The organism is Dyella sp. AtDHG13 (assembly GCF_003201105.1).
Lineage (GTDB): Bacteria > Pseudomonadota > Gammaproteobacteria > Xanthomonadales > Rhodanobacteraceae > Dyella > Dyella jiangningensis_B.
Genome location: NZ_QICJ01000007.1, coordinates 146,663 through 171,933 on the forward strand (window position 1 = coordinate 146,663; position 25,271 = coordinate 171,933).

Here is a 25,271-nt window from a genome sequence, read left to right on the forward strand (position 1 = left end):
CCCTGGATTTACCTCGACAGACTAGGGAGCACGTGGATTTCGGGTTTGACGAAAGTCAGTCTGGAAGACGTTGCACGGCCGCTGCGTCAATGCGCCACGATCAGGGAGACGCGCGTCCACCCGCTTGCGCGCGCAGCGAGACGTCATCGCGCAGGATCACCGCACGACCGTCGATCTCGATGATGCCCTGGCTGCGCAAGCGCCCCAGCGCGCGGGTCACGGTTTCCGGTGCGAGCCGCAGATAGTTGGCGATGTCGCTGCGTGACATGCTCAGGCGAAAGTGCGTGCCGGAAAATCCGCGCGCCGCGTAACGCTCCCCAAGGTCAATCAGAAAAGCGGCGACGCGCTCGTCCGCCGAATGATCCGCCGCCAGCTGCGCGGCGGTGCCCAGTTCCTTGCTGAGTAGTCGGAACAGGTGGTACTGCAAGGCAGGCAGCGTGTCGCCAGCGCACTCATGGCGGGGAACGAGAACCGGCAGAACTGGGTCGATTCGAGCGCCACGGCATCGCACGGAAGCCGGTCGGGATAAATGCCATTGAGCCCCACCACTTCGCCCGGCAGATGGAAGCCAAGCACCTGCTCGCGGCCATCGGCATCGAATGCGCAGGTCTTCACCATGCCCGACCGCACCGCATAAATCGCGCGAAAAGGATCGCCCATGCGGAACGCATACGCACCTGCGCGAAGAGGGCCCACGTGCTCAACCAGGCAATGCAGCTGGGCAAGCTCCGCCTTGCCATAGCCCACGGAAAGACAGGTCTGGGAGAACGCGCAGGCACTGCAGAAGCGCAGGCTGTCGCCATCGTCCGGCAGACACACCGCCGCAGCGGCCCCGTTCATGGCCTGAAGATCATTACCGTCGATCATGCGCGTCGTCGTCAGATCGTGCGTGAATAGCGCGGCGTGTCCGGTGATGTGCCCAGATAGGCGTCGAAGCACATGGCGACGTTGCGCAGCAGGAGCCGCCCGCGTGGTGTGACACGGATGCTGGCTTCATCCAGCTCAACCAGGCCATCGTCCACGCATGCACCCAGGCGCTTCAGCTCCGGTGCGAAGGCGTCCTCGAATCGGAACCCGTTGTCTTCCTCGAAACGCGCCATGTCGATCAACCCGTGGCACATCAGCTCGCCGATCACTGCACGGCGCAGTCGATCGTCATCGCTCAGGCATAAGCCGCGACTTACTGGAAGTCGGCCCGCGGCCAAGGCAGCCTCGTAGCCGGCGAGGTCGCGTGCGTTCTGGCTATAGGTATCGCCGACGCGGCTGATGGCGCTGACGCCCAGGCCGACGATGTCGCAATCGCCATGGGTGGAGTAACCCTGGAAATTGCGCTGCAACGTGCCCGCCCGTTGCGCACGGACCAGCTCGTCATCGGCGCGCGCGAAATGGTCCATGCCCACGTAGACGTAGCCGGCCTCGCACAAGGCGCGGAAGGCAGCGCCGAACAAAGCCAGGCGCGCGGCGGCATCCGGCAGCTCGCCCCCGTTGATCTGCCGCTGCGCCTTGAACAGGTGTGGCAGATGCGCGTAGCCGTAAACGGCCACGCGGTCGGGCGCCAACGCGATGACCTGTTCCAGCGTGCGCTGGAATCCCTCCAGTGTTTGGCGCGGCAGGCCATAGATCAGGTCCACGCTCACCGAGCCGTAACCGGCATCGCGTGCCGCGTCGATCACAGCGCGCGTCTGCGCCACGCTCTGGATGCGGTTGACGGCGGCCTGCACCGCGGGATCGAAATCCTGAATGCCTACCGACAGTCGGTTGAAACCCAGCGCCGCGATATCGCGCACATAGCGCGCATCCGCATACCGCGGATCGATCTCGATGCCGTACTCTCGAACGCCATCGCGGCGATACGAGAAATGCCCTTCGAGAGCAGCCACCAGCCGTGCCATGCGCGGCGCATCGAGAAAGTTGGGCGTACCGCCGCCCAGATGGAGTTGCAGCAGCGGGCGATCGCGGTCGAACAAGGATCCCGTCAGCGCGATCTCCCTCCGCAGCACGTCGAGATAGTGATCGGCGCGGTTGACGTCCCGCGTGATGACGCGCGTGCAGCCGCAGTAGAAGCACGGGCTGAAGCAATACGGCACATGCACATAGAGCGACAGAGGCCGGGGCGCGGCCGCCTCGTTGGAAGCCGTCGCCGCCGCGCGGAAGGCGGCCTCGTCAAAGCCCGCATGGAACTGCGGTGCCGTCGGGTAGCTCGTATAGCGTGGACCGGGCACATCGTAACGGGCAACGAGTGCGGGATCGAATTCCGGAACGATGGTGTTCGTACGCATGCGCGGAGTATCGCCGCGGCATCGAACTACAAGCCTGATGCCCGTCAAAGCCCTGCGACAATCCGCTTGAAACCGTGGGCCGGCTCGACCATGCCCACGGTTTCAGCGAAGCGGCTTACTTCTTGAGCGGCGCGATGGTCTGCTCGATGGCGCCGAAAATGGATGCGCCCGAGGCATCGGTGACGTCGATGCGCAGGCTGTTGCCGAACGACAGGAACGGCGTGGACGGCTTGCCGTCGCGCAGCGTTTCCACCGTGCGCTGCTCCGCCAGGCACGAGGCGCCCTTGCTGGTGTCCTCGTTGGCGATGGTGCCCGAACCGACGATAGTACCCGCCGTCAGCGGACGCGACTTGGCGGCGTGCGCCACCAGCTGCGCGAAGTTGAACTGCATGTCCACGCCGCATTCCGCTTCGCCGAACCACTGGCCATTGAGCCAGGTACGCATCGGCAGGTGCAGCTTTTCGTCCTTCCATGCGTCGCCCAGCTCGTCTGGCGTCACGAATACCGGCGACAGCGCGGAACGCGGCTTGGACTGCAGAAAGCCGAAACCCTTGGCGAGCTCGCCCGGGATCAGGTTGCGCAACGACACGTCGTTGACCAGGCCGATCAGCTGGATATGCCCGGCTGCCTGCGCTGGCGTCACCGCCATCGGCACGTCGTCGGTGATCACCACCACTTCGGCTTCCAGGTCGATGCCGTAGTCCTCGCTCGGCACCACCACCGGATCGCGCGGACCGAGGAAGCCGGCGCTGGTCGCCTGGTACATCAGCGGATCGACGTAGAAGGATTCCGGCACTTCGGCACCACGCGCGCGACGCACGCGTTCGACGTGCGGCAGGTAGGCGCTGCCGTCGACGAACTCATAGGCACGCGGCAGCGGCGCCGCCAGCGCAGCCATGTCGAGCGCGAACGCGCCCTTGGCGTTGCCGGCGTTCAGTTCCTCGTACAGCGCATTGAGGCGCGGCGCGGCGCTCGACCAGTCGTCCAGCGCCGCCTGCAGCGTCGGCGCAATGCCGGTGGCCTTGACGGCCTGCGTCAGCGCGCGGTTGACGACGATCAGGGTGCCATCGCGACCGCCTTCCTTCAGTGAACCCAGTTTCATGCTTTGCTCCGTCGACCGTGCCGCGCACAGTCTGCCATCGTGTGTTGATCGTTGGGCGCTTACTTGCCCGTGAAATGCTTGCGGATGCCCTGCCAGCACTCGTAGTAGTTGCCCTGCAGCTCGGGCGAGGCCAGCGCCTGCCTGGTGGGATGGATCACGCGGCGCGTCTCGAACATGAAGGCCATCGTGCCGGTGATGACGTCCGGCTGCGACAGGTCGCGCGTGGACGCCTTCTCGTAGGTCGCGGCATCCGGCCCGTGGCCGCTCATGCAGTTGTGCAGCGAGGCGCCGCCCGGCGAGAAGCCTTCGGCCTTGGCGTCGTATTCGCCGGTGATCAGCCCCATGAACTCGCTCGCGATGTTGCGGTGGAACCACGGCGGGCGGAACGTGTGCTGCGCCACCAGCCAGCGCGGCGGGAAGATCACGAAATCCATGTTGCTCACGCCATCGGTATCGCTCGGCGAATGCAGCACGAGGAAGATGCTCGGGTCGGGATGATCGAAGCTGATCGAGCCAATGGTGTTGAAGCGGCGCAGGTCGTACTTGTACGGCGCGTAGTTGCCATGCCAGCCCACCACGTCCAGCGGCGAGTGATCGATGCGGGCGCGCCACAGGTTGCCCTGGAACTTGGCGACGAGCTCGAACGCGCCTTCCACGTCCTCGTAGGCGGCCACGGGCGTGAGGAAATCGCGCGGATTGGCCAGGCCGTTGCTGCCGATGGGGCCGAGGTCCGGCAGGCGCAGCAACCCGCCGAAGTTCTCTGCGATATAGCCGCGGGCGGTATCATCGAGCAGCTCCACGCGGAAGCGCACGCCGCGCGGAATCACCGCGATCTCCAGCGGCTCCAGCTCGATGATGCCCATCTCGGTGAACAGCTTCAGGCGCCCCCGCTGCGGCACGATCAGCAGCTCCGCGTCGGCGTTGTAGAAGAAGCGGCCCTGCATCGAACGGTTGGCGGCATAGACGTGGATGCCCACGCCCGTCTGGTCCGCCGCGCTGCCATTGCCGGCCACGGTGAACAGGCCATCGATGAAGTCGGTGGGTTCGGCCGGCAGCGGGAACGGGCTCCAGCGCAACTGGTTGGGGCTGGCCGGCACTTCGTTGAAGCGGTTGTGGAAGCGGCCGTCGGGCATCGCCTCGAACGGATGGTGCATGGCGGCCGGGCGGATGCGGTACAGCCAGCTGCGACGGTTGCTGTGGCGCGGCGCGGTGAACGCGGAGCCGGAAATCTGTTCGGCATAAAGCCCGCGTGCCACCTGCTGTGGCGAGTTCTGCCCTTCGGGCAGCACGCCGGGCAAGGCCTCGGTGGCGAATTCGTTGGCGAAACCGGTCTGGTACTGCTGCTTGCTGGCTGACATGGAAGCTCCGCGATCTGCCCGAATGCGAGGCCGCTGCGCGACCTTCGCGATACTATGACTCTTGCCTTACCGCCGTTGGTCGCCTCACTCCAGGGAAGAGGCGTTGTTACCTATTGCAACAACATCACAAGGAAACCGCATGTCCGACTCGTATTCCTCGCTGGGCAACGCGCCCGCGACCGCCTCTGTCCAGGACCTCAGCCAGCCGCTTGCATCGGGCAAGGGATGGATGAAGTTCGTGGGCGTGATGTTCATCATCCAAGGTGCCATCACTGCCCTCTCCATCGTCGGCATCATCATCGCGTGGCTGCCCATCTGGATCGGCGTTCTCGTGATGCAATCCGCCAACGCCATCGAGCGCGCCCAGCTCAGCGGCGATGCCGCCGCATTGAAGGAAGCGCTCGCCAGGCTGCGTACCTACTTCATCATCCAGGGCGTGCTGTTCCTGGTCAGCATAGCGGTGCTCGTGCTGTACATCGCCGTGTTCGGCGCAATGTTCGGCGCCATGCTGCATAACGGTTCCTGGCACTAAGACCGCCACACCATGGCCGCCCGCAACGGGCGGCCATACGGCGGCGCTTACAGCACGCCGCGCTTCATCTGGTCGCGCTCGATCGACTCGAACAGCGCCTGGAAATTGCCCTCGCCGAAACCCTCGTTGCCCTTGCGCTGGATGATCTCGAAGAAGATCGGGCCGATGTTGTTCTGCGTGAAGATCTGCAGCAGCTTGCGCTGCTTGGTCTCCGGGTCGGCGTCGATCAGGATCTTGTTCTTCGCCAGGCGCGGCACGTCCTCGCCGTGGTTGGGGATGCGCATGTCGATCACTTCGAAATACGTATCGGGCGTGTCGAGAAACTCCACGCCCTGCGCGCGCATCGCTTCCACCGTGTCGTAGATGTTGTCGGTGAACAGGGCGATGTGCTGGATGCCTTCGCCGTGATACGCGTCGAGGTATTCGTTGATCTGCGACTTCGGATCGCTCGACTCGTTGAGCGGAATGCGCACGATGCCGTCCGGCGCGGTCATGGCCTTGGACACCAGGCCCGTCTTGGCGCCCTTGATGTCGAAGTAGCGGATCTCGCGGAAGTTGAACAGGCGCTCGTAGTAGTCGGACCACTTCTGCATGTTGCCGAAGTAGAGGTTGTGCGTGAGGTGGTCGATGAAGGTGAGGCCGAAACCCTTCGGGTTCTGGTCAGCGCCCGCGACAGGCTCGTAGTCGCCTTCGTAGATGCTGCCCTTGTCGCCGTAGCGGTCGACCAGGTACAGCACGCAATCACCAATGCCCTTCACGGCCGGCGCATTCACCGCCTTGGTGGATTCGGCCAGCGCGCTCACCGCTTCGCCGCCATTGCCGAGCACGACGTCATAGACGTCCTTGGCGGGCTTTTCGAAACGGATGGCGAAACCCGCGGCGCAGGGGCCGTGGGCCTGGGCGAATTCGGCGGCGTAGGAGTCTGGGTCCTCGTTGACCAGCAGGTTCACGCCGCCCTGGCGGTAGACCGTGATCGGGCGCGACTTGTGCTTGAGCACGGCGCTGAAGCCCATGCTCTTGAACAGGCGGTGCAGCTCGTGGCCGCGGCCGGCGGGGGCGGCGAATTCGACGAATTCGAATCCGTTGATGCCCATGGGGTTTTCGAAGGTGGTGACCTGCATGCCAAGATTGGGCTGCGCGCTCATGGGGCTCTCCTGATGGACCGGGCTCAATGGCCTACGCGGGACATCCCTTGCGTGCGACCATCGTGATAATCCTCGCGTTATAGTTACATATGAAACCATTTGCAAGGAGCGCCGCAGCAGTGGCCGAAGAACACCATCCCGACCATGCCCCGCTGGAGCTGGAAAACTTCCTGCCTTACCGGCTTTCCATCCTCTCCAACGCGGTCAGCCAGGCCATTGCCGACGATTACCAGCGTCGGTTCGACCTGAGCATGACGGAATGGCGCGTGATGGCCGTGCTGGCCCGCTTCGACGGCCTTTCGGCCCGCGAAGTGGCCGAGCGCACCCTGATGGACAAGGTGGCCGTGAGCCGCGCCCTGTCCAAGCTGGTGGAAACCGGCTGGGTGACCCGCGCGACCCACGACGGCGACAAGCGCCGCTCCGTGCTGGGCCTGAGCGAGGCCGGCTGGGCCATTCACGAGGTGGTGGCGCCCATGGCCCGCGAGCATGAGCGCAATTTGCTGTCCCGGCTGGACGAAGAGGAACGCACCTGGCTGGTGCGCATTCTGGACAAGCTGCAGGCGATTGAGCCGAAGTGAGCGAGAAGTGAGTGAAGAGAAGTGAGGAGTGAGAGAGAGCCGGCCAGTTCGACGCTCTTCTTTCACTTCTCACTCCTCTTTACTCACTCCCGCTTTATTTCACGCCGTGCATCAGCCGGTTGATCAGTGGCGCGATGACGAACAGCACCGTGCCCGCGCCGGCCAGCAGCCAGAAGCTGAAGGTGAAGCCGCTCAGCGCCGAGGCCACGGTCATGCCGGTTTCGCCGCTCACATGGCCGGCGAAGATGCCCGACAGGTTGTTGCCAATGCCGGTGGAGAGGAACCAGCCGCCCATCGCAAAGCCCACCAGGCGCACCGGCGCCAGCTTGGTCACCATCGACAGGCCGATCGGCGACAGGCACAGCTCGCCCAGCGTCTGCAGCACGTAGACCAGCACCAGCGGCCAGAACGGGATCAGGTGGCGGCTGTCCACCAGGCGGGAGAGCGCGTACATCAGCACGATGAAGGCCAGCGCATTGCCGAGCAGGCCCAGGCCGAACTTGCGCGGGATCGACGGCTCCATGTGGCGCTTGTCCAGCCAGCCCCAGGCCAGCGACACGAACGGCGCCAGCAGCACCAGCGCCAGCGGCGCGACGGACTGGAACCAGCCCACCGGGAACTCCCAGCCGCCGAACATCTCGCGATCCACGATGTTCTGCGCCAGGAAGTTGAACGAGCTGCCGGCCTGTTCGTAGAACATCCAGAACAGCACGTTGAACACGAAGATGATCAGCATCGCGAACACGCGATCGCGCTGCACCTTGCCCTCGCGGAAGCCCTCCACCAGCAACAGCAGCGACAGGCCCACGAACAGCACGCTCAGCATCCACTGCAGCACGATGGCGCCAGCCTTGGCCATCACCAGATAGACCAGCGGAATGGCCACCAGGCAGCCGATCAGCACGTAGACCACGCGCATGCGGTTGGCCTGATCCGCGGCGGGACGGCCCACGCCCTTCAGCTGGCGGCGCCCGATCCAGAACCACACCAGGCTGATCAGCATGCCGATTCCCGAGGCCAGGAACACCAGCTTGTAGTTCTGCTGCATCGGCGTGTCGGTGAAGTGGCTGGCCATCCAGCCGGTGATCAGCGGCGACACCAGCGCGCCGGCGTTGATGCCCATGTAGAACAGCGTGAAGCCGCGATCCCGCCGCGCATCGCCCACGCCATAGAGCTGCCCCACCATCGAGGAAATGTTCGGCTTGAACAGGCCGTTGCCCACGATCACCGTGGACAGGCCGAGCAGGAAGATCTGCTCATTCGGCAGCATGATCATGAACAGCCCCGCCGACATCACCACGGCGCCCACCAGGATCGAGCGCTGGTAGCCGATGATGCGGTCCGCCACGTAGCCGCCGAACACCGCCGCCGCGTAGACCAGGGCCAGGTAGGCGCCATAGGTGCGGCTGGCGAAGCCCTGGCCTGCAGGATCGCCCTTGAAGAACTCCGCCACGATGTACAGCGTCAGCGCCCAGCGCATGCCGTAGAACGCGAAGCGCTCCCAGAACTCCGTCATGAAGAGCATCCACAGCGGGCGCGGATGCCCCATGGTCTGCGGGTAATCGGGCACCGTCGGCGCGGTGGCGGTGTTGGTCTCGCTCATGCAAACCCCATGAAGGCCGGAAGGGCACTCGCGTGCCGGTCGAAAGTTTTTGCGAACCCGGACATGTAACCGGCCACGCCCAGGTACGTCAAATGCCTAAAGAGCGAGGAGTAAGTAAAAAGAGAAGTGAGAAACGAGAGAAAAGCCAGCCAGCCGGCGCTCTTCTCTCGTTTCTCACTACTCACTCCTCACTCCTGCTTTTACCTCACACCGTGCATGAGACGGTTGATCAGCGGCGAAATCAACAGCAGCAGCACGCCGGCGCCGGCCAGCAGCCAGAAGCTGAAGGTGAAGCCGGACAGCGCGGAGGCGGCGGTCATGCCGCTGTCGCCGCTGATCTGCCCGGCCAGTAGGCCGGACAGGTTGCCTCCCACCGCCATCGACAGGAACCAGCCGCCCATCGCCACGCCCACCACGCGCGGCGGCGCCAGCTTGGTCACCATCGACAGGCCGATGGGCGACAGGCACAGCTCGCCGATGGTCTGCAGCACGTAGCACGCGGTCAGCGGCCAGAACGGGATCAGCCCGTGGCTGTTCACCGAGTACGTCAGCGCATACATCAGCGTGGTGAAGCCCAGGCCGTTGAAGACCAGGCCCAGGCCGAACTTGCGCGGGATCGACGGTTCCTTGTGGCGCCTGGCCAACAGCGCCCATACCTGCGTCACCAGCGGCGCCAGCACGATGATCGCCACCGGGCTCACCGACTGGAACCAGCCCACCGGGAACATCCAGCCACCGAACATCTCGCGGTCCACCATGTTCGCGGCAAGGAAGTTGAACGACGTGCCGAGCTGGAAATACATCATCCAGAACAGGATGTTGAAGGCGAAGATGATCAGCATGGCGACCACGCGATCCAGCTGCACGCGATCGTGGCGCATCGCCTCCACCACCAGCATCACCGCCACGCCGATGAACAGCAGGCTCAGCAGCCACTGCAGGCCGCTCGCGCCGATAAAGGCCAAGAGCAGATAAACCAGCGGCACCGCGACCGCCACGCCCAACACCACCCACGCCACGCGGGCGCGGCCCGCCTGATCGGGCGCTGGCCGGCCCACGTCCTTCAGCCCGCGGCGGCCAAACCAGAACCAGAACAGGCTGAGGAACATGCCAACGCCAGCCGCACCGAACACGATGCGATAGTTTTCCTGCGTAGGCGTATCCGTGAAGTAGCTGGCCAGCCAGCCCGTGAGCAGCGGCGCCAGCAGCGCACCGCCGTTGATGCCCATGTAGAACAGGGTAAAGCCGCGGTCGCGGCGCTCGTCCTTGGGGCCATACAGCTGGCCGACCATGGAGGAAACATTCGGCTTGAACAGGCCGTTGCCCACCACGACCATCGCCAGGCCAAACAGGAACACTTCCTTGCCCGGCAGCATCACCACGAACAGGCCCACCGCCATCACCAGGGCGCCGATCAGGATCGAGCGCTGGTAACCGATCACCTTGTCCGCCACGAAGCCGCCGAAGATGCTGGTGGCGTAGATCAGCGCGGTATACGCGCCGTAGATCTTGCTGGCCCAGGCCTCACCCGCCGGATCGCCGTTGAAGAAGTGCGCCACGATGTACAGCGCCAGCGCCCAGCTCACGCTGTAGAACGCGAAGCGCTCCCAGAACTCGGTCATGAACAACATCCACAGCGGCCGTGGATGCCCGAGCATTTGCGGGAAGTCGGGCACCGGCGCGGGTGCGGTCTGGGTGGTGTTGCTCATGCATGCCCCTTTGCAAGCGAAGCGACAGAGATGCCGCCAAAAGTTTCGTAACCGACTGCGTGACCGACTGTTCGCGACAACGTCTCAACTGCCCTCACCGTCATTCCCACGAAAGCGGGAGGCGCTTCATCAACAGCCGAAGGCTGGTCATCCAGTGACTTTCGCGCGACGGCAAAGGCACTGGGTCCCCGCTTTCGCGGGGATGACGGTGAGGGATAACCGCCGCAATAGGTCCGTGAAGCCGGTCTTATTCAATGGAGTGCCGACGCTCAAACTCCCAACTCCGTCCGCACATCCAGCAACTCCGGAAAAAACTCCAGCTCCAGCGCCTTCTTGAGAAACGCCACGCCCGAGGAACCACCCGTGCCGCGACGGTGTCCGATGATGCGTTCCACGGTTTTCATATGGCGGAAACGCCACATCTGAAAACTCCCCTCCACATCCACCAGCTGCTCGCACATGTGGTACTCGGGCCAGAATGTCGTTCGGTTTTCGTAAATGCGCTTGAGCACGGGCAGCAACCCCTCATGCCGCCTGTAAGGCTGCGACCAGTCGCGCGCGGTCAGTTCGGCGGGCACCGCGTGCCCGCGGCGCGCGAGATAGCCCAGGAACTCGTCGTACAGGCTGGGCGCTTCCAGCACCTCGCGCAGCGCGGCCTGCGCCGCCGGGTCGTACGCGAACACCTGCAGCATCTGGGCGTTCTTGTTGCCCAGCAGGAATTCGATCTGCCGGTACTGCAGCGACTGGAAGCCCGAGGACGTGCCCAGCACGCCGCGAAATTCCAGGTATTCCGAGGGCGTCAGCGTTTCCAGCACCGCCCATTGCTCGAACAGCTGGCGCTGCACCTGCTTCACGCGCGCCAGGATCTTCAGGCATGGATCGATCTCATCGCGGCGCAGATGGGCCACCGCCGACTTCAGCTCGTGGATGATCAGCTTCATCCACAGCTCCGCCACCTGGTGCTGCACGATGAAAAGCATTTCATCGTGGTGCGGCGGATGGCTCAGCGGCTGCTGGGCCGTGAGCAGCTGGTCCAGCCGGAGGTAGCCGCCATAGGTCAACCGCCCGTTCAGGTCGAGCTCGATGCCGGCCTCAAGGTCGCGCTGGTTCTCGGTCATGTCGATCCGGGGTGCGGAAAAACCCGCATGGTAACCCGTGTGAAGGCCAGGGCCTGTTTCCCCTTTCCGCATAGCCCCGTACGAGGGCGCATGCTGCACCGTGCCTTGCGGCGCAACATCCGGCCCTGTAACAATTTTGGTCTTGCTCAGGGCTTTACGTCCGCTGCTGGCCCCACTGGATGGGCCGCCGACGCCCCGCACCCCACTTTCTCATTACTCACTCCGGGAGCGAGTCGTGTCCATCGCCGCCAAGTTCGAAATCGAATACCTCCAGTATCTCGATGCTGAAGGCAAGCAGGTTCGTGATGACCTGCCTGAATTCGCCAAAGACCTCGACCACATGGTCGAGCTGTACAAGCTCATGATGTCCACCCGCGTGTTCGACGCGAAATCCGTCGCCCTGCAGCGCACCGGCAAGCTCGGCACCTACGCCAGCTGCCTGGGCCACGAAGCCGCCCACGTCGGCATCGGCAGCGCCATGAAGCCCGAGGACGTGTTCGCGCCGAGCTATCGCGAATACGGCGCGCAGCTCTATCGCGGCGTGCAGCCGCGCGAGGTGTACATGTACTGGGGCGGCGACGAGCGCGGCAACGACTACCAGAACGAACCGGCGCGCCACGATTTCGCCTGGTCGGTGCCGATCGCCACGCAGTGCCTGCACGCCGCCGGTTCCGCGCTGGCGTTCAAGATCCGCAACGAGAAGCGCGTGGCCGTGTGCACCATCGGCGACGGTGGTTCGTCCAAGGGCGACTTCTACGGCGCCATCAACATCACCGGCGCGCAGAACCTGCCGATGGTGGCGGTGATCGTGAACAACCAGTGGGCCATCTCGGTGCCGCGCAAGATCCAGTCCGGCGCGCCCACGCTGGCGCAGAAGGGCATTGCCGCGGGCCTGTTCTCCATCCAGGTGGACGGCAACGACATCATCGCCGTGCGCAAGGCCATGGGCGATGCGCTCGATCGCGCGCGCAACGGCCAGGGCGGCAGCGTGCTCGAACTGGTGACCTACCGCCTGAGCGACCACACCACCGCCGACGACGCGCGCCGCTACCGTGGCGAGCAGGAAGTGAAGGACGCCTGGGCGAAGGAGCCGATGAAGCGCCTGCGCAACTGGCTGGTGGCCAAGGGCGTGTGGGACGACGCGAAGGAAGAAGCCTGGAAGGCCGAGTGCGACGAGTGGATGGACAACGAGGTGAACGCCTACCTCGAAACCAAGACGCAGCCCGTCACGGCGATGTTCGACTACACCTTCGCCGAAGTCCCCGCCGATCTCGCCAAGCAGCGCGATCTCGCACTCCAGCTCGACAAGAAGGCGCACTAAGCCATGGCACAGATCACCCTTATCGAAGCCGTCACCCAGGCGCTTGCGTATGAAATGGCCCACGACGACAGCGTCGTGGTGCTGGGCGAAGACGTCGGCGTCAACGGCGGCGTGTTCCGCGCCACCCAGGGCCTGCAGGAAAAATTCGGCGAACTGCGCGTGCTCGACACGCCGCTGGACGAAACCACCATTGCCGGCGTCACCGTGGGCCTCGCCGCCCAGGGCATGAAGCCGGTGGCCGAAGCGCAGTTCGAAGGCTTCATCTACCCGATGATGGAGCAGATCGCCTGCCACGCCGCCCGCCTGCGCAACCGCACGCGCGGCCGCATCACCGTGCCGGCCGTGTGGCGTGCACCGTGGGGCGGCGGCATTCGCGCGCCGGAGCATCACTCCGAGGCGAACGAGCACCTGTTCACCAACATCCCCGGCCTGCGCGTGGTGATGCCGTCGTCGCCGGCGCGCGCCTACGGCCTGCTGCTCGCCGCCATCCGCGATCCTGATCCGGTGATGTTCTTCGAGCCCAAGCGCATCTACCGCCAGTACAAGGAAGAAGTGCCCGACGACGGCGAAGCGCTGCCGCTGGACGTGTGCTTCGTGCTGCGCGACGGCACCGACGTCACCATCGTCACCTGGGGCGCCCAGGTGAAGGAAGCGCTGGAAGCGGCCGACGCGCTGGCCGAAGACGGCATCAGCGCCGAAGTCATCGACGTGGCCACGCTGACCCCGCTGGACTTCGACACCATCGCCGAATCGGTGCAGAAGACCGGCCGCTGCGTGATCGTGCACGAAGCCCCGAAAACCGCGGGTTTCGGCGCCGAAATCGCCGCCCGCCTGGCCGAGGAATGCATGTACGACCTGCTGGCGCCGGTCGAGCGCGTGACCGGCTACGACACGCACATCCCGCTGTTCCGCCTGGAAATGAAGTACATGCCGAGCACCGAGCGCGTGGTGGAAGCGGCCAAGCGTACGTTGGCGGCGAGCTGAGCTCGCCTGCCAAGGGAATAGGGAATGGAGAATAGGGAATAGGAAAAGCAAGGCGCGGCAAGATTGCAGGTCGCCGCTTTTCACTATTCCCGATTCCCAATTCCCTATTCTCTCCCCCGAAAATTTCTGCCACCTCCGGAATGAACCCCATGGCCGACATCAAGACTTTCTACCTGCCCGACCTCGGCGAAGGCCTGCCCGACGCCACCATCGTCGAGTGGCACGTGAAGGAAGGCGACACCATCAAGCTCGACGCCCCGCTGGTGTCGATGGAAACCGCCAAGGCCGTCGTCGACGTGCCCTCCCCGTACACCGGCAAGGTGACCAAGCTGCACGGCGCCGCCGGCGACATCATCGAGACCGGCGCCGCGCTGGCCGAGTTCGAGCCCGACCCGAACGCCAAGCAGCGCGCCGAGGCCGAGGCCACCGGCCACCATCACGGCCCGAAGAAGGGCGCCGGCAGCGCCGCCGCCGAGCCGAAGAAGGTCGTCGCCTCCGATGAAGGCGGCGAGATCGACAGCGGCACCGCCGATCGCGAAGACGAAGGCACCGTGGTCGGCGCGATGATCTCCGGCAGCCACGTGCACGTGGAGCAGGCCTCCAGCGTGGGCGGCGTGAAGGCCGTGCCGGCCGTGCGCGCGCTGGCCAAGAAGCTCAAGGTCGACCTCACCCGCGTCAAGCCGACCGGCGCCGACGGCGTGGTCACCCTGGCCGACGTGAAGAACGCCGCCGCCAACGGCAGCGCTGCGCTCGGCGCCGCGCCTGCCCGCGCCGTGCATGAAGACGCGGGCCGCCACCTGGCCCCGCGCCTGCCCGAGCCGGAGCCGTCGCGCACCGCCACCTCGCTCGCCGGCAAGCCCGTGCGCACGGCCCCGCCGAGCGTGCAGGCCAGCGGCCAGCCGGAGCAGCTCAAGGGCGTGCGTCGCAACATGGCGCGCGTGATGGCCGAGGCCCACGCCAACGTGGTGCCGACCACCCTCGTGGACGACGCCGACCTGCACGCCTGGATCGGCAAGCAGGACATCACCGCTCGCCTGATCCGCGCCATCGTCGCCGCGTGCAAGGCCGTGCCGGCGCTCAACGCCTGGTTCGACGGCAAGAACCTCACCCGCACCCTGCATCCGCACGTGGACATCGGCATTGCCGTGGACACCGAGGAAGGCCTGTTCGTGCCGGCGCTGCGCAACGCCGACGTACTCGACGGCGCCGGCATCCGCGCCGCCATCAAGCGCCTGCGTTCGTCGGTGGAAGACCGCAGCATTCCGGCGTCGGAGCTGTCGGGCTACACCATCAGCCTGTCGAACTTCGGCATGTTCGCCGGCCGCTACGCCACGCCTGTGGTGGTGCCGCCGTGCGTCGCCATCGTCGGCGCGGGCAAGCTGAGCCACGACGTGGTCGCCGTGATGGGCGGCATCGAAGTGCACCGCCGCATGCCGATCTCGCTCACCTTCGACCACCGCGCCGCGACCGGTGGCGAGGCGGCGCGCTTCCTCAAGGCGCTGCTGGACGATCTGTCGCTGCCGAACTGAGTGCAGATGAGTTGAACGAAAAAGCCCCGGCTGTGCCGGGGCTTTTTCCTTTGCGTGCTTTTGGAAAGGAACTCATCGCCTCAGGGAAGCCCAACGACTCCATCCCCCTCACCGTCATTCCCGCGAAACCGGGAGGCGCTCCACAACAGCCGAAGGCTGGTCATCTAGTGACTTACTGGTATCGCAAAATGCTCCAAAGGCGCTGGATTCCCGCTTTCGCGGGAATGACGGTGAGGGATAACTAACGCTGAGGAGCGCTCCACGCCACTGCATAGCGACACGCTCAGTACCGCTCCACAAAGTGCCTCATCGTGTGCTCCAACGCTTTCCGCCAGCGCTGCTCCAACGCAAGGTCACACGCCGGATCATGCTCGCGTATCGCCACCAGCAATGCCTCAGTCCAATAGGGATACAGCGACGGCGGCACCGGCGCGTGGCCGCTGCGGCTGTGCGCGCAGGCCATCTGCTCCATCGTGCGCTTGGTCAGCGTGCTGCCTCCGGCATGCGCAATCGCGGCGCTGATGCCCCGGCGCAATGCAATGTGTTGCTTGCTGAAGTCGGTGTCCTTGAACAACGCCGGCACGTCCGGATGACTGGCCATGAAGATCTCGTAGAAGCGGGCAATGAATTTCCCGTGTTGCAGGCAACGGCCGTAGCTGGTCTGCAGATCGTCGAACGTGTCGCTCATGTTTGCCCCGGCGTGGACTTCAATCGTCCTAAAGCGCCGGCACGCTAACACGCGATCGATGCATCGCCGCCTGGCATATCGCCGCAAGCGGGCGACATGCCGCCTGCACCCTGCGTTGACGACGCATGCACTCCATCGCGCTATACGATCCACGGACACTCGCACGGGAGCCGCGCCATGCATCACAGCCGACTATGCACCGTGGTGATCGACTGCAAGACCGACGATCTCGCCGATGCCGCCGCGTTCTGGAGCCACGCTCTGGGCAAGTCCATCGTCACCCTGGATGAGGATGGCGACGGCAAGTACGCGCGCCTCGCCACCGCCGATGACGAACCCATCATCCTGCTGCAGCGCGTGGATCACGACAGCCGCGTGCATCTGGATATCGAAACGGACGACATCGAGGCGGAGGCGCAACGCCTGGAAAAACTCGGCGCAAAACGCGTGAACAAGGTGGGCGATCGCTGGTGGGTGATGCAGGCGCCGAGCGGACACCGGTTCTGCGTGATCCGCCCGCAGCGCGAAACATTCGGGCCGCATCTCAACCGCTGGGAATGACGCTTAGCCATCCGCGCCTCGCAAGGTCGACGCTGGCCTGCGGCTCGCCTTGCGAACAAACGCGGATATCAGTAATCGCGGATATCCAGCGCGATAAACCCGCGTACGCTGTAGCCCTGCTCGCCCGCCGGCCACGGCAGCGAAGTCAGCAGGCGGTCTCCCGCCGGCCAGGGCGCATTGTCGAGCAGCGCCTCGGCACTGACCGTGCCGTCATCGCCGCGGCGATAGAACAGGCGCACCCAGTGCAGTTGCCGGCTCAATACTTCGTCCTGCAGCGCGGCGCGCAGCACGGGCATCAGTTCCGACGGCGGTTCGATGCCGTTCTTGCTCGATAGCCACGGCCCGGCGAACACGTCCCACGTGCGAATGCCCAGGTCCCAGCCGTACAAGGTCATGCGGCGGTCGTCGGTGACGTACCAGCAGGCCGCCAGCAGCACGTGGAACACGCCTTCCTCAAACGCGCGCAGCGCATCGAGGCAACCGGCCTCGCCACCACCCACGCCGGCGAAACTCTCTTCGATATGGCGGTCTTCGCTCAACACCACATCGACGTCCAGGCGGCCGGGCTCGCCGGCAGCGCCTTCGAACCAGCTGGCGCGCACGGCGGGAAAATCGCCGTCCGTCATCAGCCATTCTTCATCCGGCTCCAGTTCGACGTCGTGACGCTCGAACAGGCGCAACAGGTAACGCTGGATATCGGAGTCTTGCATCGCCGTGCCTGCCTTCAATGCGCCTGTGGACGCCACACCAGCTGGCGCACGATCAGCGCCAGCACCAACACCACCACGCATGCGCCGTAGCCATACAGCGCCGGCAGCACCTGCTGCCAGATGGCGCCGCTGGACGGGCCGTACTGGCCCACGGCCGGCACCGTGGCCGTATCGAACGCGCTGCTTGCGCACTCCACCGCCGCGAAGGCGGCAAGCAGCAGCGCAGCGATGTCGAACCCGCGACGCAGGCGCGTGCGCGGCAGGCTCTTGGGATAGGCCCAATAGGCCCAGCCCAGGATCAGCAGCCACGGCGCCAGCAACAGGATGGCCAGGTAACGCATGCGTCAGTTCTCTCCCCGAAGGCCGCGAGGCCTTTTATTCCTGCGCGGCAAGCTGGTCGAGCGCACCGCGCAGGCGAAGCAGTGCTTCGTCGCGCGCCTGCTCGCCGTCGTAATCGGGCGTGGCGCCGACCTGCTCGCCGTCGATCTCCAGCACCAGCGCCTGCGGCTGCACCTGCACCACGGCACCCACGCTGCCCAGTTCCTTTATGCGCTTCTGCACGACGCCGGCCGCCTTGGGATCGGCGAACGAACGCGACAGCAGCAACTCCTCGCCTTCCGACGAGAACAGGCGGAAACGGAAGCTACCATCCGCATCGCGGAAACTGGCGAAGCGCGGCGCTTTGCCGCCCTTGGCGACCGCCTTGGGCGCGTTCGCCTGCGGCGCCACCGAGGTGCCCGAACGCAGGCCGATGGCGTCGCGCAACTCGGCCACCTTCGGGCCGGCAATGGCGCGCGCCTTCCTGGCGCCTTCGTGCAGGATCTCCTCGATCATCGCCGGGCGCGCGATCAGCGCGTCGTAGCTCTCGCGCATCGGCGCGATTTCCACTTCCAGCCGCTCGAACAACACCTGCTTCGCCTCGCCCCAACCCAGGCCGTTGACCAGGGCCTCGCGGAAGGCATTGGATTCGGCCTCGCTGGCGAACGCGCGGAAGATGGTGAAAAGCGAGGAGCTGTCCGGATCCTTCGCCTCGCCCGGCAGGCGCGAGTCGGTGACGATGCGCATGATCGCCTCGCGCAGGTGCTTCTGCCCGCCGGCGAACAGCGGAATGGTGTTGTCGTAGCTCTTGGACATCTTGCGGCCGTCCAGGCCCGGCAGCGTCGCCACCTGTTCCTCGATCACCACTTCCGGCAGCACGAAGAACTCGCGGCCGTAGATGTGGTTGAAGCGCTGCGCGATGTCGCGCGCCATTTCGATGTGCTGGATCTGGTCGCGTCCCACCGGCACCTTGTTCGCGTTGAACGCGAGGATGTCCGCCGCCATCAGCACCGGATACATGTACAAACCCGCCGTGACGCCGGCATCCGGGTCTTCGCCCGCTTCCGTGTTCTTGTCCACGGAAGCCTTGTACGCGTGCGCGCGGTTGAGCAGGCCCTTGGCGGTGACGCAGGTGAGGAACCAGGTCAGCTCGGGAATCTCCGGAATATCGGACTGGCGATAGAAGGTGACCTTCTGCGGATCGAGACCGGCCGCCAGCCACGTGGCGGCGATTTCCAGGCGCGAGCGCTCGATGCGATCGGGATTGTCGCTCTTGATCAGCGCGTGGTAGTCGGCCATGAAGTAGAACGCGTCGACGTCGTCGCGCCTGCTCGCGGCCACGGCCGGGCGAATGGCGCCGACGTAGTTGCCCAGGTGCGGCGTGCCGGTGGTGGTGATGCCGGTGAGTACGCGGGTCTTCATGGTCTCTTCTTCGTATCGTTATTGTTTGTTGTTGTCGTCAGCGGATCAGCGTGGACTTGCCGAACAGCGATTCCACCAGATCCACCGCCAGGCGCGCGGTCTGGTTCTTCTTGTCGAAGGCTGGGTTGAGTTCGACGATGTCGAGCGAACCGACGCGCCCCGTGTCCGCGATCATTTCCATGCACAACTGGGCCTCGCGATAGTTCGGGCCGCCGCGCACCGTGGTGCCCACGCCCGGCGCGATGCTCGGGTCGAGGAAATCCACGTCGAAGCTGATGTGCAGGTGCGTGTTCTCGTCGATGCCGGCCAGCGCCTCTTCCATCGTGCGCTTCATGCCCACTTCGTCGATGTGGCGCATGTCGAAGATGCTCACCTGCGACTCGCGCACCAGGCGCTTCTCGCCTTCGTCCACCGAGCGGATGCCGATCTGACGGAACACCGCCGGCGACGTGGCCGGCACGTAGCCGCCCAGTTCGATCAATTCCTTCGGACCGTTGCCGCACAAACAGGCCACCGGCATGCCGTGGATATTGCCCGACGGCGTGGCTTCCGCCGTGTTGAAATCGGCATGCGCATCCAGCCACAGCACGCGCAGCGTCTTGCCCGTGTCGCGGCAATGACGCGCTACCGCGCTGATGGACCCAATGGCGAGGCAATGGTCGCCGCCCAGCATGATCGGCAGGCGGCCGTCGGCCAGCTCGGCGTAGATCGCTTCGTGCACGGCCTGATTCCAGGCCACCACTTCCGGCAGGTGGCGATAGCCGTTCACCGGCGGCTGCCACGGGTTGAGCGGACCCTGCAGGTTGCCGCGATCCACCACGTCCAGCCCGCGCCGGGTGAGCTTCGCGGCCAGGTTGGCCACGCGCAATGCTTCCGGCCCCATCGAAGCGCCGCGATGCCCCGCACCGATATCGGTGGGAACGCCGATCAGGGAAAGTGCCTTGTTGACCATGAAAACCTGCAGTGTGGAAACGAGAGTACGAGACTTCTTAGTGTGCCAGAGGCAGATGACGTTGCCGCCATCCGTTCAGGCTGCCGTCCAGTACCCGCACGTGGGAGTAACCCAGGGCATCGAGCGTCTGCTGCGCCTTTGCGGCGCGCTTGCCGGAGACGCAATACACCACGATCTCGCTGTCGCGCGGCACGCCGAGCGCGCCCGCACGGCTGGCCAGCTGTTCCACCGGGATATTGAGCGCGCCGGCGATGTGACCGTCGGCGTATTCGTCGGCATGGCGCACGTCCAGCAGCACCGGCGCCTGCCCCGCCTGCTGGCGTTCCAGCAGCTGTGCGGCGTCCATGGGCGCATCACCAGCGGCGACACCCGCGCTCGCCAGCCACCACCCCGCGATCAGGACGGCCTTGAACACGAGAGATACCGTCACACGGCCTGGCGCAACACGCTGCAACACCGCCAACACCTTGAATATCATGAAGTAATGAGCAAACCGGAAACCGGCCGTCGCTCATAGTAGCGTCAAAAGCGCCCGGACTTATCGAAAAGTCCGGCGAAAATCGCGTTTTGCTAAGTGGCCGATGGGTACGTACAGGGATCGCGTCGCCATGGCCCCGGATTTCCGCTACGCGTCATCCGGGCTACGGGCGCTACGCCATGCCCCTGATCTTCCCCTCGGCGTGGATAACGGCGATCAGTTCGGCCGTCGCATCCGACCACCGCTCCACCGCCGCACCGTCCCGCAGCACGATGTCGTGCACGAACCCGAAGCGGCTGCCGTCGCGCCAGACCTGGGCGATGTAGGCCAGGTCCTTGGGTGATTTGGTGATGGTCAGCTCGTAGTGAAATGTCGATCCGGCATGGTTGAACCAATGCGTCGATTTCGCCACGGCCTAACCTCACGATGCTTGGTGACGCTCCTATATGCCAGCGCGATAACGCGTCGAACACTCCGCCGAACGGTCTACGCCAAGATCAAGGAAACGTGTATTCGCGGATGGATCAATGCATGCGAACAACCACGCTTGCAGAAGCCTGACTTATTGCCGGAACTACATCATCGTTCCACCCGCGACAACGCCACAGCTGTAGCTCGGATGGAGCCATCGGCGAAATCCGGGGCAGCACCACACACGGCGAATTGCAGCTGCAAAAGTGCATCTTCTCCGGATATGGAACTACTCATCCGTTGCACGGAGTGCGCCGAAAAATCGCCAGCAACCTTCAGCAGCATCTCCGAGAACGTCGGCTGTTGTCAGTCGCACCCGCCCAACAAAAAAGGCCTGCACGGACCGTATCCATGCAAGCCTTTTCGTTGTCTGGTGCCGGCAGCAGGAGTCGAACCCGCGACCTACTGATTACAAATCAGTTGCTCTACCAACTGAGCTATACCGGCGAAGGGTGGCAAGTCTAGCAGGCCTGCGTGGCCCAGCGCCAAAGGCGGTTAGAAGCAGCCAGTGCTGTGGGAACCGACGCCCTTGACGCGATTGCGCCAGTCCGCGTGGCCGCTGTCGGCGATGACCACGTCCAGCCAGTATTCGGGCACGGTTTCGGTGCGCTCGGTCATCTGGGCGGGGAAGCCGGCGGCGACGACCTGGTCGCGGCGGCGGCGGGCGTTGGCGGGGTCCTTGAACAGGCCCAGCGACACGTTGGACTGGTCGCCGGCGCTGACCACGAAGTAGTCGCCCACATTGGCGGCGGCGAGACGCCGCCCGAGTTCCAGCGCCTTGTCACGGCTGCCGCCACCGGGCAGGAAAACCCACCAGCCGGTGGTCTGGGTGGTCTGCTCCTGGCGCGAGCGCATGCGCGCTGCCTGATTGGTGAGCGAGACGCGGGCGTTGCGCATGTCGTTCTGGGTCGCAAACGGGCCCAGCGCCATGCAGGTGTAGGTGGTCGGGCGCGGCGGCTGCGGTGCGGGCGGCGGTGTCGGCGTCGTGGCCTGCGCCACCGGAGCCCGAGTGGATGCCGGCGTCGACGGCGTGGCGCCGGTCGATGACGCAGCGGCAGCGGAAGAAGTCGTCGGGGACGGCGCCGCAGCAGAGGAAGGCGACGGCGGGCGCTCGCTGAGCAGATGCAGTTCCGGCACGCCGGCATCGGTGGCGGCGCGGCCGTGCACGTCGTCCTGGCCGAGCAGCAGCCATGCGCCTACCGCGATATTGAGTGCGATCAGCAGGACAAAGAGCAGGCGCAGGAACATCGGCGATCCGTCAGGCGAACGGCGAAGGAGCGAGCATTCTAGAGAGACTGCTCAAGAGGCGTATGTGCGTCGGACCACACCGACAATCCGCGCAGCACGCCGTCCTGGCTGAGCCGCGACGGCAGCGCGATCAGCGGCGCCAGCGACTCGGCATCGCCGCCGCCCAGGATCAGCTGCGGCGCGCCGCCCAGGGGCGCGGACATGTGCGCGACGAAACGCTCGACCAGCGCGGCGGCGGCCTGCCAGCAGCCGGAGGCGACGGCGTCAGGCGTGTTGTCGGCGGCTTCCAGCACCTTGCCCGGCCGGTCGATCAGCACGCGCGCGGTGGCGCCCAGCAGGGATTGCTGCATGAGCTGCGGACCCGGCGCGATCAACCCGCCAAGGTGCTTGCCTTGCGCATCGAGCGCATCCAGCGTCAGCGCGGTGCCGACACCGGCGAGCACGCACGGCGCCAGCCCTTCGGCGCGGGCGGCGACCATGCCGAGGAAGCGGTCCACGCCCAGGCGACCGGGTTCGGAATAGGCGTTGCGCACGCCGCAGGCTTCGGCGGGCGTGCGCAACCAGGTGATTGGCCGCGCAAAGCGGGTCGATACCACGGCGGCGATCTGCGTTTCGCGCGCACCGTCGACCACGGACGCACCGAACACATGATGCGGCGGCGGCAAGTGGCGCCACGCATCGTGCAGCGCGAGCACCACGTCGTCGTTCCACGCCACCGCACCCTGCTCGCGCCATTGCACGCCATCGCGCAAGGCCCATTTCAGGCGCGTATTGCCAAGATCGAGCAGCAGCCTCATGCGCGACGCACCGTCACGTCGGCGCTGTCGATGCGATGCAAACCGTCGCCGGCTTGCAGCAGCAAGGCGCCGCGTTCGTCCACGCCAGCGCCGATGCCTTCCAGTGCACCGATCGCGCCTTGCACGCGCAGCGCCTTGTCGCGCAGCAGGTCATGCCGGGCGTACTCGTCGACGAAAGCGGCGAAGCCTTCGCGTTCGAACTGATCCAGGCCTTCGGCCAGCGCCGTGATCAGCGCGGCGGCGACACGATTGCGGTCCGGCGCCGCGCCCGCCAGGGTCGTCAGGTCGTTCACCGGCTGGCCTGCCTGTTCATGCAGCGCCTCGGTGAGCCGCACGTTGAGGCCCACGCCGATAATGGCTGCGCACGGCCCCTGATATTCGCCGCCCAGCTCGACCAGGATGCCGGCAAGCTTGCCGTTGTCGCTCAGCACGTCGTTGGGCCACTTCAGGCCCGCGCCATCGATGCCGAGCGAGGCCAGGGTGCGCATCACGATCACGCCCACCGCCAGCGACAGGCCGGACAACGCCGCGAAACCTGCATCGAATCGCTTGAGGCAGGACAGGTAGACGTTGAGCCCCGGCGGCGACAGCCAGCGCCGGCCGCGTCGGCCGCGGCCCGCGCTCTGCGTTTCCGCCAGCACCATGCTCAGGTCGGGCAAGTCGCCCTGCCGGCGCTGAATCTCGCTGGAGGTGGAGTCGACCTCCCAGTGCAGCTCCAGCGTGCCGAGGCGCTTGTGCACGGCTGCGGGCACGGTGGCCTTCAACGCGGGCAGGTCGAGCAGTTGGACCGGCCACGGCAGGCAGTAGCCTGCGGTGCCGCGCGACTCCACCGGTACGCCGCGCGCCCGCAAGGCCTCGATCTGCTTCCAGATGGCGGCGCGGGTGACGCCCGCGCGCTCGGCCAGCTGGGCGCCCGACACCATGCCGCCGTCCGCCAGCGCCACCAGCAGCTCCTGCGCCTGCATTACGCGGCGCCCTGGGCCAATGCGCCGCGACGGCAGCGCCCGCGGGAACGTGGGAACGGGGTAAGGAAACGTGGCATCCAGCCATTCTAGCCTGCCCTCGCTACGCCACACAGGCTGGCCACGCGGGAAGTCGCATGACTTCTGGGACTCGCGGGCACAGCCAGGCGCGGGCTGGGGCACTGGTATCGCCCCCTTTTTTCTGCCAGCATCGGGATCTTGGATTGCGGATCAAGGGGTTGAGCCGCCATGAACGTCGGGAAGATCTTGCTTGGCTGTGTTCTGTGTGTCGGCAGCGTGGGTGCTGCATCGGCCATGGACGCCGACAGCCAGGATCTGGGCTCGATGCAGCATTCGGTGGACAGCAGCTCCAGCCACGAAGGCGCGGGCAGCGGCAGCGGTGGCGACGCCCTGGGCCTGTCGCGCGAAGCCACGACCGCACCGAGTTCTTCTTCCTCGTCGTCCAGCGACAATTGCCCGCAGAACACCCCGGCCCGTGGGGCGCGCAGCCGCCAGAACCGCGTCGGCTGGCAGTCGTTGTTGCCGGGCTCCATCCAGTAACGTCCATCGCCCGTGCCAGCTGCCTGGTGGCGGCGCCTCCGCGCCTACCTGACGCCTCCTCCGCTTGACGAAGCACCCTGGCAGCAGGCGCTGGCCGCCTGCCCGCTCGCGCAGCGGCTGGACAGCTGCCGGCAACAGGAACTGCGCCGGCTGGTGGGCGTATTCCTCGCGCGCAAGCGCTTTCATGCGCTGGCCGATGCCGAACTGAGCGACGCACTGTGCACCCTGATCGCCATGCAGGCGTGCATCCCCGTGTTGCAGCAAGGCCCGAAGGCGCTGCGCGGCTGGCGCGACGTGCTGGTGTATCCCGGCGAGTTCAAGGTAAAGCGCAGCCATCACGACGACCGCACCGGCGTGGTGACCGAGGGCGACGACGTGCTTATCGGCGAAGCGTGGGAACGCGGCCCGCTGGTGCTGTCGCTGGCGGACGTGCAGCTGGACCTTGCCCAGCCGTGGGACGGCTACAACGTGGTCGCACACGAGATCGCCCACAAGCTGGACATGCTCGACGGCCCGCCCGATGGCGTGCCGGTGCTGCCGCCGCATATTCCGCGACGCCAGTGGATCGTGGCATTCCAGCGCGCCTTCGACCGCCTGTCCAGCGACGTGGCGCGTGGGCGCGATACCTTGATCGATCCGTACGCGGCGGAAGGCCCGGATGAATTCTTTGCCGTGGTGAGCGAGCTGCATTGGTCGCAGCCGGGCGTGCTGCGTCGTGCGGATGGGGCGGTGGCGGATCTGCTGCAGGCGTATTACGGGGTTTCGCCGGCGCCGGGGTGAGGGCCGTTTGGCCGTCCAAATGAACTGAGTGGACTGAGGCGAAGTTGGCCCCTCACCCCAGCCCT

Annotated in this window: 25 protein-coding genes, 1 tRNA gene and 1 pseudogene; 8 read left to right on the forward strand and 19 right to left on the reverse strand. The window is 65.7% G+C overall.

Translation table 11 applies throughout. From position 1 onward, the window contains the following. Positions 1 to 100 precede the first annotated feature (100 nt). From BDW41_RS13265 to hmgA, 4 genes and pseudogenes are all read right to left on the reverse strand, one after another. Positions 101 to 840, reverse strand: a pseudogene (locus tag BDW41_RS13265) (helix-turn-helix domain-containing protein). Positions 841 to 878: 38 nt separating this feature from the next. Continuing rightward, a complete protein-coding gene (gene hemN, locus BDW41_RS13270; RefSeq protein ID WP_074548720.1) occupies positions 879 to 2,279 on the reverse strand; it encodes an oxygen-independent coproporphyrinogen III oxidase in 1,401 nt (466 codons plus the stop codon). 115 nt (positions 2,280 to 2,394) lie between these two features. Beyond that, positions 2,395 to 3,381 (reverse strand): fumarylacetoacetate hydrolase family protein, encoded by a 987-nt coding sequence (locus BDW41_RS13275; RefSeq protein WP_074548722.1) that lies wholly within the window; start codon positions 3,379 to 3,381, stop codon positions 2,395 to 2,397. Between the two features lie 59 nt (positions 3,382 to 3,440). After that, a complete protein-coding gene (hmgA, locus tag BDW41_RS13280; RefSeq protein ID WP_074548724.1) occupies positions 3,441 to 4,739 on the reverse strand; it encodes a homogentisate 1,2-dioxygenase in 1,299 nt (432 codons plus the stop codon). Positions 4,740 to 4,878: 139 nt separating this feature from the next. On the opposite strand from hmgA, the gene BDW41_RS13285 reads away from it, so the two are divergent. Continuing rightward, the gene (locus tag BDW41_RS13285) at positions 4,879 to 5,271 is read left to right on the forward strand and encodes a DUF5362 domain-containing protein (RefSeq protein WP_074548726.1); all 393 of its coding nucleotides are present in this window, start codon (positions 4,879 to 4,881) and stop codon (positions 5,269 to 5,271) included. 47 nt (positions 5,272 to 5,318) lie between these two features. Here the strand turns inward: BDW41_RS13285 and hppD are convergent, their stop codons facing one another. Then, a complete protein-coding gene (gene hppD, locus BDW41_RS13290; RefSeq protein WP_074548727.1) occupies positions 5,319 to 6,416 on the reverse strand; it encodes a 4-hydroxyphenylpyruvate dioxygenase in 1,098 nt (365 codons plus the stop codon). An 89-nt stretch (positions 6,417 to 6,505) separates the two neighbouring features. Here hppD and BDW41_RS13295 point away from each other — a divergent pair, with 89 nt between their 5' ends. Then, positions 6,506 to 6,994: a MarR family transcriptional regulator gene (locus tag BDW41_RS13295; protein ID WP_074548729.1), complete on the forward strand. Its 489-nt coding sequence runs from the start codon at positions 6,506 to 6,508 to the stop codon at positions 6,992 to 6,994. Between the two features lie 94 nt (positions 6,995 to 7,088). On the opposite strand, the gene BDW41_RS13300 is transcribed toward BDW41_RS13295, so the two are convergent. From BDW41_RS13300 to BDW41_RS13315, 3 genes are all read right to left on the reverse strand, one after another. Next, a complete protein-coding gene (locus BDW41_RS13300) occupies positions 7,089 to 8,597 on the reverse strand; it encodes an oligopeptide:H+ symporter (RefSeq protein ID WP_074548731.1) in 1,509 nt (502 codons plus the stop codon). 200 nt (positions 8,598 to 8,797) lie between these two features. Continuing rightward, complete coding sequence (locus BDW41_RS13310) at positions 8,798 to 10,306, reverse strand: oligopeptide:H+ symporter (RefSeq protein WP_074548735.1); 1,509 nt, start codon at positions 10,304 to 10,306, stop codon at positions 8,798 to 8,800. A gap of 269 nt (positions 10,307 to 10,575) precedes the next feature. Beyond that, positions 10,576 to 11,430 carry a tryptophan 2,3-dioxygenase family protein gene (locus BDW41_RS13315; protein WP_074548963.1) on the reverse strand — a complete coding sequence of 285 codons (855 nt, stop codon included), beginning with the start codon at positions 11,428 to 11,430 and terminating at the stop codon, positions 10,576 to 10,578. Positions 11,431 to 11,659: 229 nt separating this feature from the next. Here BDW41_RS13315 and pdhA point away from each other — a divergent pair, with 229 nt between their 5' ends. The 3 genes from pdhA (at position 11,660) to BDW41_RS13330 (ending at position 15,258) form a co-directional block, all read left to right on the forward strand. Beyond that, positions 11,660 to 12,745, forward strand: a complete 1,086-nt coding sequence (pdhA, locus tag BDW41_RS13320; protein ID WP_074548737.1) for a pyruvate dehydrogenase (acetyl-transferring) E1 component subunit alpha — start codon at positions 11,660 to 11,662, stop codon at positions 12,743 to 12,745. Between the two features lie 3 nt (positions 12,746 to 12,748). Next, complete coding sequence (locus BDW41_RS13325; RefSeq protein WP_074548739.1) at positions 12,749 to 13,729, forward strand: alpha-ketoacid dehydrogenase subunit beta; 981 nt, start codon at positions 12,749 to 12,751, stop codon at positions 13,727 to 13,729. A 149-nt stretch (positions 13,730 to 13,878) separates the two neighbouring features. Then, positions 13,879 to 15,258, forward strand: a complete 1,380-nt coding sequence (locus BDW41_RS13330) for a dihydrolipoamide acetyltransferase family protein (protein WP_074548741.1) — start codon at positions 13,879 to 13,881, stop codon at positions 15,256 to 15,258. A gap of 283 nt (positions 15,259 to 15,541) precedes the next feature. Here the strand turns inward: BDW41_RS13330 and BDW41_RS13335 are convergent, their stop codons facing one another. Continuing rightward, positions 15,542 to 15,946: a globin gene (locus tag BDW41_RS13335; protein ID WP_074548743.1), complete on the reverse strand. Its 405-nt coding sequence runs from the start codon at positions 15,944 to 15,946 to the stop codon at positions 15,542 to 15,544. Positions 15,947 to 16,123: 177 nt separating this feature from the next. Here BDW41_RS13335 and BDW41_RS13340 point away from each other — a divergent pair, with 177 nt between their 5' ends. Beyond that, on the forward strand, positions 16,124 to 16,507 hold the full coding sequence (locus BDW41_RS13340; RefSeq protein ID WP_074548745.1) for a VOC family protein: 384 nt from the start codon (positions 16,124 to 16,126) through the stop codon (positions 16,505 to 16,507). Between the two features lie 68 nt (positions 16,508 to 16,575). On the opposite strand, the gene BDW41_RS13345 is transcribed toward BDW41_RS13340, so the two are convergent. From BDW41_RS13345 to BDW41_RS13390, 10 genes are all read right to left on the reverse strand, one after another. Then, positions 16,576 to 17,217: a DUF6348 family protein gene (locus tag BDW41_RS13345; RefSeq protein WP_074548747.1), complete on the reverse strand. Its 642-nt coding sequence runs from the start codon at positions 17,215 to 17,217 to the stop codon at positions 16,576 to 16,578. 14 nt (positions 17,218 to 17,231) lie between these two features. Continuing rightward, a complete protein-coding gene (locus BDW41_RS13350) occupies positions 17,232 to 17,558 on the reverse strand; it encodes a hypothetical protein (protein ID WP_074548749.1) in 327 nt (108 codons plus the stop codon). A 34-nt stretch (positions 17,559 to 17,592) separates the two neighbouring features. Further along, complete coding sequence (locus BDW41_RS13355) at positions 17,593 to 18,957, reverse strand: tryptophan--tRNA ligase (RefSeq protein ID WP_074548751.1); 1,365 nt, start codon at positions 18,955 to 18,957, stop codon at positions 17,593 to 17,595. A gap of 37 nt (positions 18,958 to 18,994) precedes the next feature. Next, the gene (rocF, locus tag BDW41_RS13360) at positions 18,995 to 19,909 is read right to left on the reverse strand and encodes an arginase (RefSeq protein WP_074548753.1); all 915 of its coding nucleotides are present in this window, start codon (positions 19,907 to 19,909) and stop codon (positions 18,995 to 18,997) included. A 37-nt stretch (positions 19,910 to 19,946) separates the two neighbouring features. Continuing rightward, entirely contained in the window at positions 19,947 to 20,324 is a 378-nt protein-coding gene (locus BDW41_RS13365; protein WP_158536999.1) for a rhodanese-like domain-containing protein, read from the reverse strand. 235 nt (positions 20,325 to 20,559) lie between these two features. Continuing rightward, on the reverse strand, positions 20,560 to 20,799 hold the full coding sequence (locus tag BDW41_RS13370; protein WP_074548757.1) for a hypothetical protein: 240 nt from the start codon (positions 20,797 to 20,799) through the stop codon (positions 20,560 to 20,562). A 430-nt stretch (positions 20,800 to 21,229) separates the two neighbouring features. Continuing rightward, positions 21,230 to 21,305: transfer RNA gene (locus BDW41_RS13375), tRNA-Thr, on the reverse strand. 48 nt (positions 21,306 to 21,353) lie between these two features. Then, positions 21,354 to 22,106 carry an SPOR domain-containing protein gene (locus tag BDW41_RS13380; RefSeq protein ID WP_074548759.1) on the reverse strand — a complete coding sequence of 251 codons (753 nt, stop codon included), beginning with the start codon at positions 22,104 to 22,106 and terminating at the stop codon, positions 21,354 to 21,356. A gap of 38 nt (positions 22,107 to 22,144) precedes the next feature. Then, the gene (locus BDW41_RS13385) at positions 22,145 to 22,903 is read right to left on the reverse strand and encodes a type III pantothenate kinase (protein ID WP_074548761.1); all 759 of its coding nucleotides are present in this window, start codon (positions 22,901 to 22,903) and stop codon (positions 22,145 to 22,147) included. Then, positions 22,900 to 23,868, reverse strand: coding sequence for a biotin--[acetyl-CoA-carboxylase] ligase (locus BDW41_RS13390; RefSeq protein WP_074548763.1), 969 nt, complete (start codon positions 23,866 to 23,868; stop codon positions 22,900 to 22,902). The genes BDW41_RS13385 and BDW41_RS13390 overlap by 4 nt, the downstream gene beginning before the upstream one ends. 246 nt (positions 23,869 to 24,114) lie before the next feature. On the opposite strand from BDW41_RS13390, the gene BDW41_RS13395 reads away from it, so the two are divergent. Continuing rightward, positions 24,115 to 24,426, forward strand: coding sequence for a hypothetical protein (locus BDW41_RS13395; RefSeq protein ID WP_074548765.1), 312 nt, complete (start codon positions 24,115 to 24,117; stop codon positions 24,424 to 24,426). 12 nt (positions 24,427 to 24,438) lie between these two features. Continuing rightward, positions 24,439 to 25,206 (forward strand): M90 family metallopeptidase, encoded by a 768-nt coding sequence (locus BDW41_RS13400; protein WP_074548767.1) that lies wholly within the window; start codon positions 24,439 to 24,441, stop codon positions 25,204 to 25,206. Positions 25,207 to 25,271 lie beyond the last annotated feature (65 nt).